This is a genomic window from Nocardioides humi (genome assembly GCF_006494775.1).
Classification (GTDB): domain Bacteria; phylum Actinomycetota; class Actinomycetes; order Propionibacteriales; family Nocardioidaceae; genus Nocardioides; species Nocardioides humi.
On sequence record NZ_CP041146.1, the window covers coordinates 4,038,776 to 4,053,046 of the forward strand.

Sequence of the window (14,271 nt, forward strand, 5' to 3'; positions counted from 1 at the left end):
AGGCCCACGGGTGGCAGGACCGGGCCGGAGAAGCACGACGGCCGCCCGAGGGCGGCCGGTGGAAGGGTGTGTCGAGGGGGCGGCCGCCGTCAGGCGGGCCACCAGGCGAAGGTCATCCGGTTCGACACGCCTCGATCATCGCACGCTCCGGAGCGCCGCGACGTCCGGGACCACGGCCCCGGGCGGGGTGAGCAGGCCGAGCATCGTGGCGGCGATGGCGCGGGCACCCTCCGCGTCGGCCAGCTCGCCGACGTACACCGACGCCGCCGCGGCGTGGGTGACGGTGTGCATCGCCGTCAGCAGCCACGAGACGGGGAGGTCGGTGCGGAACCGGTGCTCCGCGCGGCCGCGCTCGAGCAGCCGCCGGACGCGCTCGCGGGGCTCGGTGTGGGCGGCGTCCATCTCCGCGACGGGCATGCTCCGCTCGGCGGCGACGACCAGGGCGCCGTACCGCAGGGTGACCTGCCAGCTCGCCTCGATCAACCGGACCAGGGCGGCCGCCGGGTCGCCGGAGAGGTCGACGCCGCGCAGGGACGCCTCGGACTCGCGCATCGCCCGGTCGACGACCGCGCCGACCAGGCCGGCGCGGTTCTCGAAGTGGCCGTACAGCGTCACCCGGCCGACGCCGGCGGCCCGGGCGATGTCGTTGATGCTCGCGTCCGGGTCGCGGGCCAGGCAGGTGGTCGCCGCGTCGAGGATCGACTCCACGTTGCGGCGGGCGTCGGCGCGGAGCGGGCGGGTGGTCACGCGGCGACCGCGTCGTGGCAGCCGGCGTACTCCTGCCAGCGCCAGGTCATGGCGACCAGCATCAGCACGAACATCGCGATGTGGCCGACCATCATCAGGCCGTGCTCGCCGAGGGCGCCGGCCCAGTAGAGGGGGACGGCGACCGCGAAGCCGGCGTACATCACCGCGCACATCTCCGCGATCGGCGCCCAGCGGTGCCCGCGGAAGCGCATCCAGCCCGCCATCGGCAGCGCCATGGTCGTCGCCATCACCAGCGTCTCGACGGTGGCCGAGCGCAGCCACGAGCCGTCGCCCGCGGCGCTCGTCGCGAGCATCCAGACCGGCCAGAGGACCATCATGCCGAGCAGCATGGCGGCGACCATCTCGCCGTAGTGCAGTGCGAACCTGCGGATCTGTCGTGCGTTCATGGGGACCTCCAAGTTGGACACCTATGTTCGAGATCATAAGTCGAACACGGGTGTACGACAAGGGGCTTGTGGAGGCGCCGGCGTGGGCCGGGGCGGGCCTGCTGAGCGTGAAAGAGGGCGCTCGGGGATGTACTGAGGGCGCTTCGGGGGCGTCGGCGATCAGAGGTCGGTCAAGGCGACACGCCGGGATCCCAAAAGTTTCACTGATGAATCCCTTCCCCACGAGTCACATCTGGCCCTATTCTCACGCAAGTGGCGCCCGGCAGATCACAGCTGGGGAAGGCGGTGACGGGCGCACAGAAAGCGTGGTTGGTCATGGCTCCTACGTCGCGCGAGCGCGCCGAGTCCCTCCCGGACCCGAAATTCCTCACCATCGCCGAGGTCGCCTCGGTGATGCGCGTCTCCAAGATGACCGTCTACCGGCTGGTGCACAGCGGTGAGCTCCCCGCCGTCCGGGTCGGTCGCTCGTTCCGGGTGACCGAGGACGACGTCAACGAGTACCTCCGGAAGTCCTTCTACTCCGCCGGCTAGCCCGAGGACGACCCCGTCGGTGGTCCCAGGGGCCTCATGCGGCACATGAATCCCCGGACATCCGGGGATCCATGCACATAGTGGGGGTTGCAACCCCTGACAAGTGCATGAATCCCCGGACATCCGGGGATTCATGCAGGCGCCGCCGCCCGCCGCCCGGAAGGCCGAGCGCGCCGGCCAGGGTCACGGCGCCGTGCGATCTCCGTCCCATCTCCTGCGCTGATTCACCGCGGCCACGGGGGTCCGGATAGGCTGACCCGGTGCTCCGGGGTCCCCGGGGCGTCGTACGTCACGCCGGGTGCTGGTCGCGCCCGGTGATCCGGAGAGGTTCCACGTGGGTTCTGTCATCAAGAAGCGCCGCAAGCGCATGGCGAAGAAGAAGCACCGCAAGCTGCTGAAGAAGACGCGCGTCCAGCGTCGCAAGCTCGGCAAGTGAGCTGCGCGAGCCGCTAGCTCGCGCAGTCGCAGCCATCGCCGGCGCCCGAGGCGCGCCGGCCTGATTCCGAGGAGTCGGTGGAGATGGGCGCCGGACGCACGGTCCTGGTCACAGGGGTCTCACGAGACCTCGGCCGCACCCTTGCGCGCACCCTGGCCACCGACCCCGGGATCGATCGGGTGATCGGCGTCGACGTCATCCCGCCGCGGGGCGACCTCGGCGACGTGACGTTCGTGCGCGCCGACATCCGCAACCCGGTCATCGCGAAGGTCCTCGCCAAGGAGGACGTCGACACCGTCGTCCACATGAGCGTGATCGCGACCCCCGGCTCCGCAGGTGCCCGCGGCACCATGAAGGAGCTCAACGTCATCGGGACGATGCAGCTCCTCGCGGCCTGCCAGAAGGTCGAGGGCCTGCGCTCCCTGGTCGTGAAGTCCTCGACGACCGCGTACGGCGCCAGCAGCGGCGATCCCGCGATGTTCACCGAGGACATGGAGCCCCGGCGTCCTGCGCGCGCCGGGTACGCCAAGGACGTCGCCGAGGTCGAGCAGTACGTCCGTGGCTTCGCGCGCCGCCGTCCCGACGTGACCGTGACCCTGTTGCGCTGCGCGAACGTGATCGGACCGCGGGTGGTGAGCCCGCTGGCCTCGTACTTCCGGCTGCCGGTGATCCCCACGGTGCTCGGGTTCGACCCGCGGCTGCAGTTCCTCCACGAGTCCGACCTCAACCGGGTGCTGCGCCACGCCGTCCGGGAGGAGCGGGCCGGGACGTTCAACGTCGCCGGCGACGGCCTGCTGATGCTGTCCCAGGCGCTGCGCCGCTCCGGGCGGCCCAATGTCCCCGTGCCCGGCGTGGCCTTCGGCGGCCTCGGGTCCGTGCTCAAGTCGGTACGCCGCGCCGACCTCTCGCCCGAGCTGGTCGCCTTCCTGACCTACGGCCGCGGCGTCGACACGACGCGGATGCGCAACGAGCTCGGCTTCGAGCCGCACTACACGACGGCCTCGGCCTTCGCCGAGTTCGCCGCCTCGCTCCCGCCCGGGGCGCACCGTACCGAACGGATGCTCGGCGCGCTCGCCGAGCGCCTCCCCGCGGTCGACGAGGACCGTCCCGCCCAGCTCACCCTCGCTGGAGGCACGGATGGCTGACGCCGAGATCATCCCGATCGGCACCCGCGGCCAGCCCGGCCGCGGCACCGGCAAGCGCCCGTCCGCCGCGGCCCGCGGGCTCGCGCCGAAGAGCGGTACGCCGCGCAAGGCGTCCGCCAGGAAGCCGGCTCCGGCGAAGGAGACCGCCCCGGTCGAGGAGCCGCCCGCCGACGACGCCCCCGTGATCGAGACGCCGACGCTGCTCGACGCGCCGGCCGACGTACCGGCGCCGGTGGTGGCCCCGGCCCGCACCGAGGAGCGCGGCGCGAGCCCGCTCTCGGGCATCCCGGCCGGCGACTGGCTGGCCGCCTTCCAGCACGCCAGCAGGGAGCTGTTCGGCGACCAGTGGGAGCCCCAGCTGGCCCGGTTCCTGGCGTTCCTGCGCCGCCGGCTCACCGGCGAGTACGTCGTCGACGAGTACGGCTTCGATGCCGAGGTCACCGAGCGCTTCTTCATGGCCGCGCTGCGGCCGGTGGCGCAGAAGTGGTTCCGGATCGAGGTCCGCGGGATCGAGAACATCCCCACCGAGGGCGGCGCCCTGGTCGTGTCCAACCACTCCGGCACCATCCCGGTCGACGGCCTGATGACGATGGTCTCGATCCACGACCACACCGGCCGCTTCCTGCGCCCGCTCGGCGCCGACCTGGTGTTCCGGCTGCCCGTCGTGGGCTCGGTGGCCCGCAAGGGCGGGGCCACCCTGGCCTGCAACGAGGACGCCGAGCGGATGCTGCGCGGCGGCGAGCTGGTCGGCGTGTGGCCGGAGGGCTTCAAGGGCATCGGCAAGCCGTTCTCCGAGCGCTACAAGCTGCAGCGCTTCGGCCGCGGCGGCTTCGTGTCCGCGGCGCTGCGCACCGGTGTGCCGATCGTGCCGCTGTCGGTGGTCGGCGCCGAGGAGATCTACCCGCTCGTCGGCAACATCCCGTCGCTGGCCCGCCTGCTCGGCGTGCCGTACATCCCGATCACGCCGCTGTTCCCGCTGCTCGGGCCGCTCGGCCTGGTCCCGCTGCCGTCCAAGTGGCTGCTCGAGTTCGGCGAGCCGATCCGCACCGACGAGTACGACGACGGCGCGGCCGAGGACCCGATGCTGGTCTTCAACGTGACCGATCAGGTCCGCGAGACCATCCAGCAGACGCTCTACAGCCTGCTCATGCAGCGGGAGTCGGTCTTCCGCTGATCCGGTCTCCTCCGGCGGGGCCTACTGGTTGGTGCCGAGCAGGCCGCCGAGGAGGCCGCCGACGCCGTTGACCAGGGTGCCGAGCAGGCCGGGGTCGGTCGCGCCGTCGGTCGTCTGGCTCTGGCCGTCGAGGCCGAGCGTGCCGGTGAGGCCGCGGGTGACCTCGTCGACCGTCTTGCCGACGCCCGTCTTGGCCTTGTCGGTCTCGGTGGTGCCGGGCGTCTCGACCGGCGGCACCGGCGGCGCGGCGATGTCGGTCGGGGGCGCCGCCGGAGGCGTGCCCTGGGCCGGCTTGTCCTTCTTCTTGTCCGGCTCCACCAGCGGCTCGGTGACCGAGGCGGTGATGTCGCCGCTGAGGACCGCGCTGAGCGGCAGGGTGGCGATCTCCGGGATCTCGGCGATGCCGCCCTCGGCACAGCTCGGGCAGGCCTCCCACGCGGCGGCGTCGATCTGGCGGATCGTCTGCGTCGCGGTGATCAGGCTCGAGCGGCTGTCGGTGGGCACGACCGAGCCGAGGCCGCCGAGCACGTCCATGCTGTCGGCGGCGAACGCCCGCAGGTCGGCGATCCGCTCGGGCCGGCCGGTGGCGGCGTAGTCGTCGAGCGCGAACTCGGACGCCTGCCGGGCCTGGTCGGTGAAGTCCTGGAGGGTTGCGTTGACCGCCGCCGCCTTCGCGTCGCGGGCGGTGAGCGCCTGGAGCTCGGTGAGGCGGGCCCGGGCGTGCGAGATGAGGGAGTCGGCCTTCGCTGCGCCGTCGGGCTGCAGGTTGGTCTGGGCGTTCTCGATCGCCCGCTTGACCGGGTAGAGCACGTCGCCGGGCAGGGCGTCCTGGGAGGCCATCGCCATCGAGCCGGTGGCGGACACCACGGCGAAGCCGCCGATCACGGCGGCGAGGCGGCGCTCGCGGGAGCCGCGCCGCTGACGCGGGGTGAGCCGGACGGCCAGGTCCTCCTCGGCGCGCTCGGGCTCGCGCTCGGCGGCGGCGACCAGCTGGGTGCGCAGCGAGGCGACGAACTCCGGGCGGGCCGTGGGCGGTGGGACGGCGCGCAGGGCGGCGACGAGCTCGAGCAGCTCGGCGTGCGCGTCACGGTCCGCTTCGTCCTCGGCGCGGCCGGAGACCAGCGCGTCGAACTCGTCGGCGCCGCGCGACCAGCCGTTCCCGCGCATCACAACGTCCGTCCTCGTGTCTGGGGGGCCATCGGGGCCCGTCCGTCCCTACAGACATCCAACGACAGGACGGTGCCGCTGGTTACGGTCCGGAAGGTCATGCCGGCATAGTCCGAACGGATCATCGGATTCCCTCCGGCATCAGCTTCGCGAGGTTGCGGACGCCGCGCAGCTGGAGCTGCTTGATGGCGCCGTCGCTGCGGCCCAGCGCCGCGGCGGTCTCCGCGATGCTCATGCCCTGCAGGAAGCGCATGATCAGGCAGTCCCGCTGCTCGTTGGGGAGCTTGGTCAGCGACTCGAGCAGGATCTCGTTGGTGAGGCTCGCCAGGACGGCGTTCTCCGGGCCCTCGGTCGCGTCGTCGTGCTGGCCCATGTCCTCGGTGGTCAGCTCGAGGCGGGTGCGGCCGGCCTTGAAGTGGTCGGTGGCGAGGTTGCGCGCGATGGTCATCAGCCAGGCGCCGAAGTCCTTGCCCTGCCAGCGGAAGGACGACATGTTGCGCAGCGCGCGGAAGAAGGTCTCCGAGCACAGGTCCTCGGCGACGACCACGGAGCGGGTCCGGTAGTAGAGGAACCGGTAGACCGACGGCTGGTAATGGTCGTAGAGCAGCCCGAAGGCCTCCGCGTCGCCGCCGCGGGCGAGCTCGACCAGGCCGATCAGCCGCTCCCGGGCCTCGGGGGAGTCCTCCGAGGAGGTCGCGAGGGTGGAGTCGCCGAAGCCCCCGGAGCCGCCGGAGCCGGACGCGCCGTCGCGGTCGAAGCCGTCGCTCTCCACGTGGGCCTCGCTGAGCAGCCACGGGGCGTCGTACCCGCTGCGCGGGGAGGGAGTGGCGCCTCCCGCGAGCGCCGCCGTCGGCGCAGGGGACAGGGCAGCGAGCACAGCCTCGCGGAGGGCGTCCAGCCCTCGCGACAGGTCAGTGCGCTGCCAGGTCATTCGGGTCCCCTCCCTACTGCCCCCGGCAGGGATCCTACGGCGGATCCTTGCGCAGTGGTACCGGAACCCGAGAACCGGTTGCAGCGGCTACCCGCGGAGCCTGCGTCGTACGACGGCCCCGGCGACCGCGGCCCCGGCCGCCGCCGAGCCCACGACGAGTCCGGCGCGGGCGGCCTTGCGACCGGTCCGGTAGTCGCGGATCCGCCAGCCGTGCGCGCGGGCGTGAGCGCGCAGCTTGGCGTCGGGGTTGATCGCGCAGGGATCGCCGACCAGGCTCAGCATGGGCAGGTCGTTGGCGGAGTCGCTGTAGGCGGAGCACAGGGACAGGTCGAGGCCCTCCCGCTCGGCGAGCGCCCTGACGGCGACCGCCTTGGCCGGTCCGTGCAGCATGTCGCCCACCAGCCTGCCGGTGTAGACCCCGTCGACATGCTCGGCGACCGTCCCGAGCGCCCCGGTGAGGCCGAGGCGGCGGGCGATCAGGCTGGCGATCTCGATCGGCGCGGCGGTGACCAGCCAGACCCGCTGGCCCTGGTCGAGGTGCATCTGCGCGAGCGCGCGGGTGCCCGGCCAGATCCGGTGCGCCATCGCCTCGTCGAAGATCTCCTCGCCGACCTCCTCCAGCTCCTGCACGGTGTGTCCGGCGATGAACGCGAGCGCGGAATTGCGCGCCTCGGCGACGTGCTCGGGGTCCTCGACCCCGACGATGCGGAAGTACGCCTGCTTGTACGCCGCGCCCACGATGTCGCGCGTCGTGAAGAACTTGCGCCGGTACAGCCCGCGGGCGAGGTGGAAGATGCTCGCGCCCTGCATGACCGTGTTGTCGACGTCGAAGAACGCCGCCGCGCGCGGGTCCGCCGGGTGGGTGAGCGCGGTCTCGACCTCGGCGGCCGCGGCCGCCGCCTCGCCGGCCAGGCGCGACCGCTGCTGCAGGTTCAGCCGACGGGGTCGGTCGGCGGGCGGCACCATGGGCCCAGCGTAGTGGGGAGAAGCCGCGCGTAGGATCCCTCCATGTCGTTGCCGGACGCTGCTCCCGACGTGGCCGCGCTGGTCGCGTCCGCCGCCGCCGAGCACCCGGACCGGCTCGCCGTCGTGGAGGCCGGGGGACGGGGCCTGACCTGGGCCGAGCTGGAGGACGAGGTCGGCCGGATCGCGACCGGCCTGGGCCGCTACGGCGTGCTCGCCGGCAACCGGGTCATGCTCGTGCTGGGCAACCGGCTCGAGTTCGTCACGACCTATCTCGGCGTGCTGCGGGCCCAGGCGGTCGCCGTACCCGTCAATCCGGGTTCCACGCCCACCGAGCTCGCCGCGATGCTCGTCGACTGCGGGGCCCGGCTCGTGGTCGCCGACGCCGCGACCGCGGGAGCGGTGCGCGAGGCGCTGGCCCGGAGCGAGGTGGCGACCGCCGCCCGCGACGAGAGCCGCCCGGTCCCGCGACTGCTCCTCGTCGGCGCCGAGGCCGAGGCCGACGAGGGCACGTACGACGACCTCCGCGCCGAGCCCGCCGTCCCCGTGCCGCCGCTGCCGGACCCGGAGAAGCTCGCGGTCCTGCTCTACACCAGCGGTACGTCGGGCCGCCCCCGCGCCGCGATGCTCACCCACCGCGCGCTGCTGGCCAATGTCGACCAGGTCGCCGCCGTCGAGCCGCCGATGATGCACTCCGACGACGTCGTGCTCGGCGTCCTGCCGCTCTTCCACGTCTACGGCCTCGGCGCGGTGCTCGGCGGGGTGATCCGGCACCGCGCCAAGCTGGTGCTCGCCGAGCGGTTCGACCCCGAGGGCACGCTCGACCTGATCGAGGACGAGGCGTGCAGCGTCGTGCCCGTCGCGCCGCCGGTGTTCCCGGCCTGGCGGGGCGTCGACGCCCTGGCCGAGCGGCTCGGCCCGGTCCGGATGATCCTGTCCGGCTCCGCGCCCCTGGCGGCCGAGACGGTCGAGGAGTTCGGCGCGCTGGCGAAGGTCCCGATCCACCAGGGCTACGGCCTCACCGAGGCCTCGCCGGTCGTCACCAGCACGCTGCGCTCCGGCGAGATCAAGCCCGGCTCCGTCGGCGCGGCCCTCGACGGCATCGACATCCGCCTGGTCGACGAGGAGGGCGAGCCGCTGGAGGCGGCCGCCGCCGACGACCCCGGCGAGATCCAGATCCGGGGCCGCAACCTGTTCAGCGGCTACTGGCCCGACGGGCAGGACGGTCCCGGCGACGACGGCTGGTGGTCGACCGGCGACGTGGGCTTCCTCGACGCCGACGGCGACCTGTTCCTCGTCGACCGGGTCAAGGAGCTGGTCATCGTCTCCGGCTTCAACGTCTACCCGACCGAGGTCGAGGCCGTCCTCGAGGACGTCGACGGCGTGCGCCAGGCGGCCGTCCTGGGCGTGCCGGACGAGCAGACCGGCGAGGCGGTCGTCGCGTACGTCGTCCCCGACGACGAGACCACCGGGAGCGCGGACGAGGGGGTCGCGACGGCGCTCCGGGCGGCGGTCCGCGCGGCGGCCGAGGAGCGGCTGGCGCCGTACAAGCGGCCGGTGCGGATCGAGGTCGTCGACACCCTGCCGCGGACCGTCACCGGCAAGATCCGCAAGGGCGTGCTGCGCGGCGCCGAGCGGCGCAAGGCGCTGGGGATCCTCGAGTGAGCCGGGCGCCCCGGATCACCCTCTACAGCCGCCCCGGCTGCCATCTGTGCGACGACGCGCGCGCGGTGATCGAGGCCGTGTGCGCCGAGCTGGGGGAGAGCTACGAGGAGCTGTCCATCGACGACGACCCCGCACTCGCCGACCGGTTCGCCGAGGAGATCCCGGTGACCTTCGTCGACGGGCGGCAGCACGACTTCTGGCGGGTGAGCCCCGACCGGCTGCGTGCGGCGCTGCGCTCCTGACGACCGCGGGGTGTGACCCATCCGTCGCCGCGCGGAGTTGCGTCCGCGGGCATTTTGTTCTCACGTTCACAAACTCCTACAGTGAACGAGCCGCGCCACTGACGTTCGGCTGCGCGGCTGGAAAGTGGAGCTGTGACCACACGGAGTTCGACGGATGCCGCCCGGGTCATCCCGGAGGCCACGGTCGCCCGCCTGCCCGTCTACCTGCGGGCACTGACGGCGCTGGCCGACAGCGGGATCCGCACCTGCTCGAGCGAGGACCTCGCGACGAGTGCGGGCGTCAACAGCGCCAAGCTCCGCAAGGACCTGTCCTACCTCGGCAGCTACGGCACCCGCGGCGTCGGGTACGACGTCGACTACCTCCGCTACCAGATCGCCCGTGAGATCGGGGTGACCCAGGACTGGCCGGTCGTCGTCGTCGGCATCGGCAACCTGGGCCACGCGCTCGCCAACTACTCCGGCTTCCGCAGCCGCGGCTTCCGGGTGGTCGCGCTCCTCGACGCCGACCCCGGCCTGGTCGGGCAGACCGTGGCGGGCGTCGTCGTCCGCCCCTTCGCCGATCTCGAGGAGATCGTCCGCGAGCACGACGTCGCGATCGGCGTGATCGCCACCCCGGCGGTCGCCGCGCAGGACGTCGCCGACCGGATGGTCGCGATCGGGATCACCAGCATCCTCAACTTCGCGCCCGCCGTGCTGGCGGTGCCCGAGGGCGTCGACGTGCGCAAGGTCGACCTGTCCATCGAGCTGCAGATCCTCGCCTACCACGAGCAGCGCAAGGCCAACGGTTCCGGCGTCGCGCCCGCCGACGGAGGTGCCGCATGAGCGTCCTGGTGGTGGGCATCTCCCACAACTCCGCGCCGGTCTCCCTGCTCGAGCGGGTCGCGCTCGACCGCGACGGCGTGCACAAGCTGATCGCCGATGCCGCGTCGTGCGAGCACGTCAGCGAGGCGACGGTCATCGCGACCTGCAACCGGCTCGAGATCTACACCGAGGTCGAGCGCTTCCACGGCAGCATCGAGCAGATCTCCCGGCTCCTCGTCGACCGCGCCGGCGAGTCGACGGAGGCGATGCTCCCGCACCTCTACGTCCACTACGACGACGGCGCGATCTCCCACCTCTTCCAGGTCGCCGCCGGCCTCGACTCGATGGCGGTCGGAGAGGGCCAGATCCTCGGCCAGACCCGCGAGGCGCTGCGCCGCGGCCAGGAGCTCGGCACCGTCGGCCCGGCGCTCAACATGCTGTTCCAGCAGGCCCTCCGGGTCGGCAAGCGCACCCGTGCCGAGACCGACATCGACCAGGTCGCCCCCACCCTGGTGAGCGCGGCGCTCGACGAGACCGCGAAGGTCGTCGGCCCGGTCGAGGACAAGTACGTCGTCGTGGTCGGCGCCGGCGCGATGGCGGGCCTCGCCAGCGCGACCGCCGGCCGCCTCGGCGCCGGGCACCTGTCGATCGTCAACCGTTCGGTCGAGCGCGCGGTCCGGCTGGCGGTGCAGAACTCCGGCGAGGCGGTCCGGCTGGCCGACCTCGGCGAGGAGCTCGCGCGCGCCGACATCGTGATCAGCTGCACCGGCTCCTCGGGCACCCTCATCGACCGGGCGCTGCTGTCCCGCGTCCGGGCCGGCGTCGACCGGCCGCTCGCGCTGATCGACCTCGCGCTGCCCCACGACGTCGCCCCCGACGTCGCCGAGCTGCCGGGCGTGCGCCTGGTCGGCCTGGCCGAGCTCGCCGAGCTGCTCCACGGCGGCGCCACCGGCCGCGAGGTCCAGGAGGTGCGCCGGATCCTCGGCGAGGAGGTCACCGCCTTCCTCGCCGCCCGCCGCCAGGCCAGCGTCACCCCGACCGTCGTCGCGCTCCGCTCGATGGCCACCGCCGTCGTCGACGCCGAGATGACCCGGCTCGAGGGCCGGCTGCCGGACCTCGACGAGACGACCCGCGACGAGATCCGGCACACCGTCCGCCGGGTGGCCGACAAGCTCCTCCACGAGCCGACCGTCCGGGTCAAGGAGCTCGCCAACGAGCAGGGCGCGGTCTCGTACGCCGCCGCGCTGGCCGAGCTCTTCGCGCTCGACCCCGACGCGGTCGACGCCGTGACCCGCCCCGTCGTCAGCGAGGAGGGCCTGTCATGACGACCCTGCGCATCGGCACCCGCCGCAGCGCCCTCGCGACCACCCAGTCCGGCCACGTCGCCGCGGCTCTCGAGGACCGCGGCGTCGCCACCGCGCTGGTCGAGATCACCACCGACGGCGACCGCAGCCAGGCCACGGACACCCCGCTCGCGGGGGTCCCGTCCACCGGCGTGTTCGTCAGCGCCCTGCGCGACGCGCTGCTCGCCGGCGAGGTCGACGTCGCCGTGCACTCCCTCAAGGACCTGCCGACGTACGCCGCCGAGGGGATCGCGCTGGCCGCCGTGCCCCCGCGTGAGGATCCCCGCGACGTCGTCGTCGCCCGCGACGGACTCACCCTCGGCGAGCTGCCGCAGGGCAGCCGGGTCGCCACCGGATCCCCCGCCGGGTCGCCCAGATCGAGGCGCTCGGCCTCGGCGTCGACCTGGTCGGCGTACGCGGCAACGTCGACACCCGGATCGGCCGCGTCCGCGAGGGCCGCTACGACGCCGTCGTGCTCGCCCGCGCCGGCCTGGCCCGGCTCGGCCGGCTCGACGAGGTCACCGAGGTGCTCGACCCGCTGCAGGTGCTCCCGGCCCCGGCCAGGGCGCTCTGGCCGTCGAGTGCCGCGCCGACGACAGCGCCACCCTCGGCCTGCTCGCCCAGCTCGACGACCCCGGCACCCGCGCCGCCGTCACCGCCGAGCGCACGCTGATGGCCACGCTCGAGGGCGGCTGCGCCGCGCCGATCGGTGCGCTCGCCGAGGTCGCCGAGGGCGACGACGGCCCCGAGCTGTGGCTGCGGGCGGTCGTGCTGTCCGAGGACGGCGCCCTCGCCGTACGCCGCTCCGCATCGGCCGCGCTCGGCCCCGAGCCCGCGTCCTGGCCCGCCGACGCCGCCAAGCTCGGCGGCGACCTCGGCGCCGAGATGCTGGCCGACGGCGCCGACGAGCTGATGGCCCGGCCGAACCGCTCCCCCGACCCGAACTCCCACCCGTCCGCACGATCTGCAGAGGTGCCCAACCCATGACGCGAGCCACCGCAGCCAAGAAGGCTGCCCCGACTCCCGCCGCCCAGGTCCAGCCCGGAGGCCCCGGCTTCACCGCCTTCGTCGGCACCGGCCCCGGTGACCCCGACCTGCTGACCGTGCGCGCCGTCAGGCTGATCCAGGACGCCGACGTGGTCATCACCGAGGAGCCCGGTCACGCCGACCTGGTCGCGGTGGTGCGCGCCCGCGCCGAGCAGGTCGGCGACGAGCCGGCCGCGGAGCCGGAGATCATCGACGGCGGCTTCGGCGAGGACGGCCAGCCGCTCACCCACGCCGCCCGCGCCAAGGTCGTCGTCAAGCAGGCCAAGCGCGGCGTGCGCGTCGTCCGCCTGCTCGGCGGCGACCCCTTCCTGTACGCCTCCGGGCCGGAGGAGGCCCAGGCGGTCGCCAAGGCGAACCTCGCGTTCGAGGTCGTGCCGGGCGTCTCCTCGGTCGGCGCGGTCCCGGCGTACGCCGGCATCCCGCTCACCACCAAGGACCACCGCGAGATGGCCGTGGTCACCTGCGGCGAGAAGGTCGACTGGAAGCGGTACGCCGACACCCCGACCCTGGTCCTGCTCTCGGCCGTCGGCCAGATCGGCGACATCGCCAAGCAGCTGATCGCGCTCGGCCGCTCGCCGGAGACGCCGGTCGCGATGACCCGGGTCGGCACCACCACCGAGCAGCAGACGGTCACCTCCACCCTGGAGCGGATCGCCGCCGACGCCCGGGCCGCCCGGATCGCCCCGCCGGCGATCACCGTCGTCGGCGCCGTCGTCGACCTGCGCGAGAAGCTGTCGTGGTTCGAGACCAAGCCGCTGTTCGGCTGGCGGGTGCTGGTGCCGCGCACCAAGGAGCAGTCCGCGTCGCTGTCGAACCGGATCCGTGAGTTCGGCGGTGTCCCGGAGGAGGTCCCGACGATCTCGGTCGAGCCGCCGCGCAACCCCCAGCAGATGGACAAGGCCGTGCGCGGCCTGGTCGAGGGCCGCTACGAGTGGATCGCGTTCACCTCGGTGAACGCCGTGAAGGCGGTCCGCGAGAAGTTCGAGGAGTACGGCCTCGACGCCCGCGCCTTCTCCGGCCTCAAGATCGCCGCGGTCGGAGAGAAGACCGCCGCCGCGATCGCCGCCTGGGGCCTGCGCGCCGACCTCGTCCCGTCGGGCGAGCAGTCGGCCGCGGGACTGCTGGAGGACTGGCCGGAGTACGACGAGCAGCTCGACCCGATCAACCGGGTCTTCCTGCCGCGCGCCGACATCGCCACCGAGAACCTCGTCGCCGGCCTGATCGACCTCGGCTGGGAGTGCGACGACGTCACCGCCTACCGCACGGTGCGCGCCGCGCCGCCGCCGGCGCCGACCCGCGACGCGATCAAGACCGGCAAGTTCGACGCGGTCGTGTTCACGTCGTCCTCGACCGTGCGCAACCTGGTCGGCATCGCCGGCAAGCCGCACCCGTCCACGATCATCGCGGTGATCGGGCCCGCCACGGCCAAGACCGCCGAGGAGCACGGCCTGCGCGTCGACGTACTGGCCCCCAAGCCGGACGTCGAGCTGCTCGTCGAGGCCCTCGCCGGCTTCGGCGCCAGCCGCCGGGCGGCGATGGTCGAGGCCGGCGAGCCGGTCACCAAGCCGAGCGACCGCAAGCCCTCCGCCCGCCGTCGCAAGGCCTGACCCGGCGCATCCTGACCCCGAAAACTCGCCGACCCGGCGCATCCTTACCTCGAGAGAAGGTAAGG

At 73.3% G+C, this 14,271-nt stretch carries 14 protein-coding genes and 1 pseudogene; 10 read left to right on the forward strand and 5 right to left on the reverse strand.

The window, feature by feature from the left end:
* Positions 1-135: 135 nt before the first annotated feature.
* Both FIV44_RS32405 and FIV44_RS32410 read right to left on the reverse strand, forming a co-directional pair.
* Positions 136-747 carry a TetR/AcrR family transcriptional regulator gene (locus FIV44_RS32405; protein WP_141005926.1) on the reverse strand — a complete coding sequence of 204 codons (612 nt, stop codon included), beginning with the start codon at positions 745-747 and terminating at the stop codon, positions 136-138.
* Positions 744-1,154: a hypothetical protein gene (locus FIV44_RS32410; RefSeq protein WP_141005927.1), complete on the reverse strand. Its 411-nt coding sequence runs from the start codon at positions 1,152-1,154 to the stop codon at positions 744-746. The genes FIV44_RS32405 and FIV44_RS32410 overlap by 4 nt, the downstream gene beginning before the upstream one ends.
* Before the next feature lie 315 nt (positions 1,155-1,469).
* Between FIV44_RS32410 and FIV44_RS19665 the strand changes: the two genes are divergently transcribed.
* The 4 genes from FIV44_RS19665 to FIV44_RS19680 all read left to right on the forward strand — a co-directional run bounded on the left by FIV44_RS19665 (position 1,470) and on the right by FIV44_RS19680 (position 4,440).
* The gene (locus FIV44_RS19665; protein WP_141005928.1) at positions 1,470-1,685 is read left to right on the forward strand and encodes a helix-turn-helix domain-containing protein; all 216 of its coding nucleotides are present in this window, start codon (positions 1,470-1,472) and stop codon (positions 1,683-1,685) included.
* Between the two features lie 334 nt (positions 1,686-2,019).
* On the forward strand, positions 2,020-2,121 hold the full coding sequence (locus tag FIV44_RS19670; RefSeq protein ID WP_008356322.1) for a 30S ribosomal protein bS22: 102 nt from the start codon (positions 2,020-2,022) through the stop codon (positions 2,119-2,121).
* Positions 2,122-2,204: 83 nt separating this feature from the next.
* Positions 2,205-3,266, forward strand: a complete 1,062-nt coding sequence (locus tag FIV44_RS19675; RefSeq protein ID WP_141005929.1) for an NAD-dependent epimerase/dehydratase family protein — start codon at positions 2,205-2,207, stop codon at positions 3,264-3,266.
* The gene (locus FIV44_RS19680; RefSeq protein ID WP_141005930.1) at positions 3,259-4,440 is read left to right on the forward strand and encodes a lysophospholipid acyltransferase family protein; all 1,182 of its coding nucleotides are present in this window, start codon (positions 3,259-3,261) and stop codon (positions 4,438-4,440) included. The genes FIV44_RS19675 and FIV44_RS19680 overlap by 8 nt, the downstream gene beginning before the upstream one ends.
* Before the next feature lie 21 nt (positions 4,441-4,461).
* Here the strand turns inward: FIV44_RS19680 and FIV44_RS19685 are convergent, their stop codons facing one another.
* The 3 genes from FIV44_RS19685 to FIV44_RS19695 all read right to left on the reverse strand — a co-directional run bounded on the left by FIV44_RS19685 (position 4,462) and on the right by FIV44_RS19695 (position 7,504).
* Positions 4,462-5,607, reverse strand: coding sequence for a DUF5667 domain-containing protein (locus FIV44_RS19685; protein WP_141005931.1), 1,146 nt, complete (start codon positions 5,605-5,607; stop codon positions 4,462-4,464).
* Between the two features lie 121 nt (positions 5,608-5,728).
* Positions 5,729-6,538 carry a sigma-70 family RNA polymerase sigma factor gene (locus FIV44_RS19690; protein ID WP_141005932.1) on the reverse strand — a complete coding sequence of 270 codons (810 nt, stop codon included), beginning with the start codon at positions 6,536-6,538 and terminating at the stop codon, positions 5,729-5,731.
* An 87-nt stretch (positions 6,539-6,625) separates the two neighbouring features.
* Positions 6,626-7,504, reverse strand: coding sequence for an HAD family hydrolase (locus FIV44_RS19695; protein WP_141005933.1), 879 nt, complete (start codon positions 7,502-7,504; stop codon positions 6,626-6,628).
* A gap of 42 nt (positions 7,505-7,546) precedes the next feature.
* On the opposite strand from FIV44_RS19695, the gene FIV44_RS19700 reads away from it, so the two are divergent.
* From FIV44_RS19700 to FIV44_RS19725, 6 genes and pseudogenes are all read left to right on the forward strand, one after another.
* Positions 7,547-9,166 carry a class I adenylate-forming enzyme family protein gene (locus FIV44_RS19700; protein ID WP_141005934.1) on the forward strand — a complete coding sequence of 540 codons (1,620 nt, stop codon included), beginning with the start codon at positions 7,547-7,549 and terminating at the stop codon, positions 9,164-9,166.
* Positions 9,163-9,408, forward strand: a complete 246-nt coding sequence (locus FIV44_RS19705) for a glutaredoxin family protein (RefSeq protein WP_141005935.1) — start codon at positions 9,163-9,165, stop codon at positions 9,406-9,408. The genes FIV44_RS19700 and FIV44_RS19705 overlap by 4 nt, the downstream gene beginning before the upstream one ends.
* A 132-nt stretch (positions 9,409-9,540) precedes the next feature.
* The gene (locus tag FIV44_RS19710) at positions 9,541-10,230 is read left to right on the forward strand and encodes a redox-sensing transcriptional repressor Rex (protein ID WP_141005936.1); all 690 of its coding nucleotides are present in this window, start codon (positions 9,541-9,543) and stop codon (positions 10,228-10,230) included.
* Positions 10,227-11,534, forward strand: coding sequence for a glutamyl-tRNA reductase (locus FIV44_RS19715; protein ID WP_141005937.1), 1,308 nt, complete (start codon positions 10,227-10,229; stop codon positions 11,532-11,534). The genes FIV44_RS19710 and FIV44_RS19715 overlap by 4 nt, the downstream gene beginning before the upstream one ends.
* Positions 11,531-12,539: pseudogene (gene hemC / locus FIV44_RS19720) on the forward strand (hydroxymethylbilane synthase). The gene FIV44_RS19715 and the pseudogene hemC overlap by 4 nt, the downstream one beginning before the upstream one ends.
* Positions 12,536-14,206 carry a bifunctional uroporphyrinogen-III C-methyltransferase/uroporphyrinogen-III synthase gene (locus tag FIV44_RS19725; protein WP_141005938.1) on the forward strand — a complete coding sequence of 557 codons (1,671 nt, stop codon included), beginning with the start codon at positions 12,536-12,538 and terminating at the stop codon, positions 14,204-14,206. The pseudogene hemC and the gene FIV44_RS19725 overlap by 4 nt, the downstream one beginning before the upstream one ends.
* Positions 14,207-14,271: the final 65 nt, after the last annotated feature.

Coding starts and splice junctions, on each gene's coding strand:
- FIV44_RS32410 (WP_141005927.1), bottom strand. CDS start 1,154: ATGAACGCACGACAGATCCGCAGGTTCGCACTGCACTACGGCGAGATG.
- FIV44_RS19665 (WP_141005928.1), top strand. CDS start 1,470: ATGGCTCCTACGTCGCGCGAGCGCGCCGAGTCCCTCCCGGACCCGAAA.
- FIV44_RS19675 (WP_141005929.1), top strand. CDS start 2,205: ATGGGCGCCGGACGCACGGTCCTGGTCACAGGGGTCTCACGAGACCTC.
- FIV44_RS19680 (WP_141005930.1), top strand. CDS start 3,259: ATGGCTGACGCCGAGATCATCCCGATCGGCACCCGCGGCCAGCCCGGC.
- FIV44_RS19685 (WP_141005931.1), bottom strand. CDS start 5,607: ATGCGCGGGAACGGCTGGTCGCGCGGCGCCGACGAGTTCGACGCGCTG.
- FIV44_RS19690 (WP_141005932.1), bottom strand. CDS start 6,538: ATGACCTGGCAGCGCACTGACCTGTCGCGAGGGCTGGACGCCCTCCGC.
- FIV44_RS19695 (WP_141005933.1), bottom strand. CDS start 7,504: ATGGTGCCGCCCGCCGACCGACCCCGTCGGCTGAACCTGCAGCAGCGG.
- FIV44_RS19700 (WP_141005934.1), top strand. CDS start 7,547: ATGTCGTTGCCGGACGCTGCTCCCGACGTGGCCGCGCTGGTCGCGTCC.
- FIV44_RS19715 (WP_141005937.1), top strand. CDS start 10,227: ATGAGCGTCCTGGTGGTGGGCATCTCCCACAACTCCGCGCCGGTCTCC.
- FIV44_RS19725 (WP_141005938.1), top strand. CDS start 12,536: ATGACGCGAGCCACCGCAGCCAAGAAGGCTGCCCCGACTCCCGCCGCC.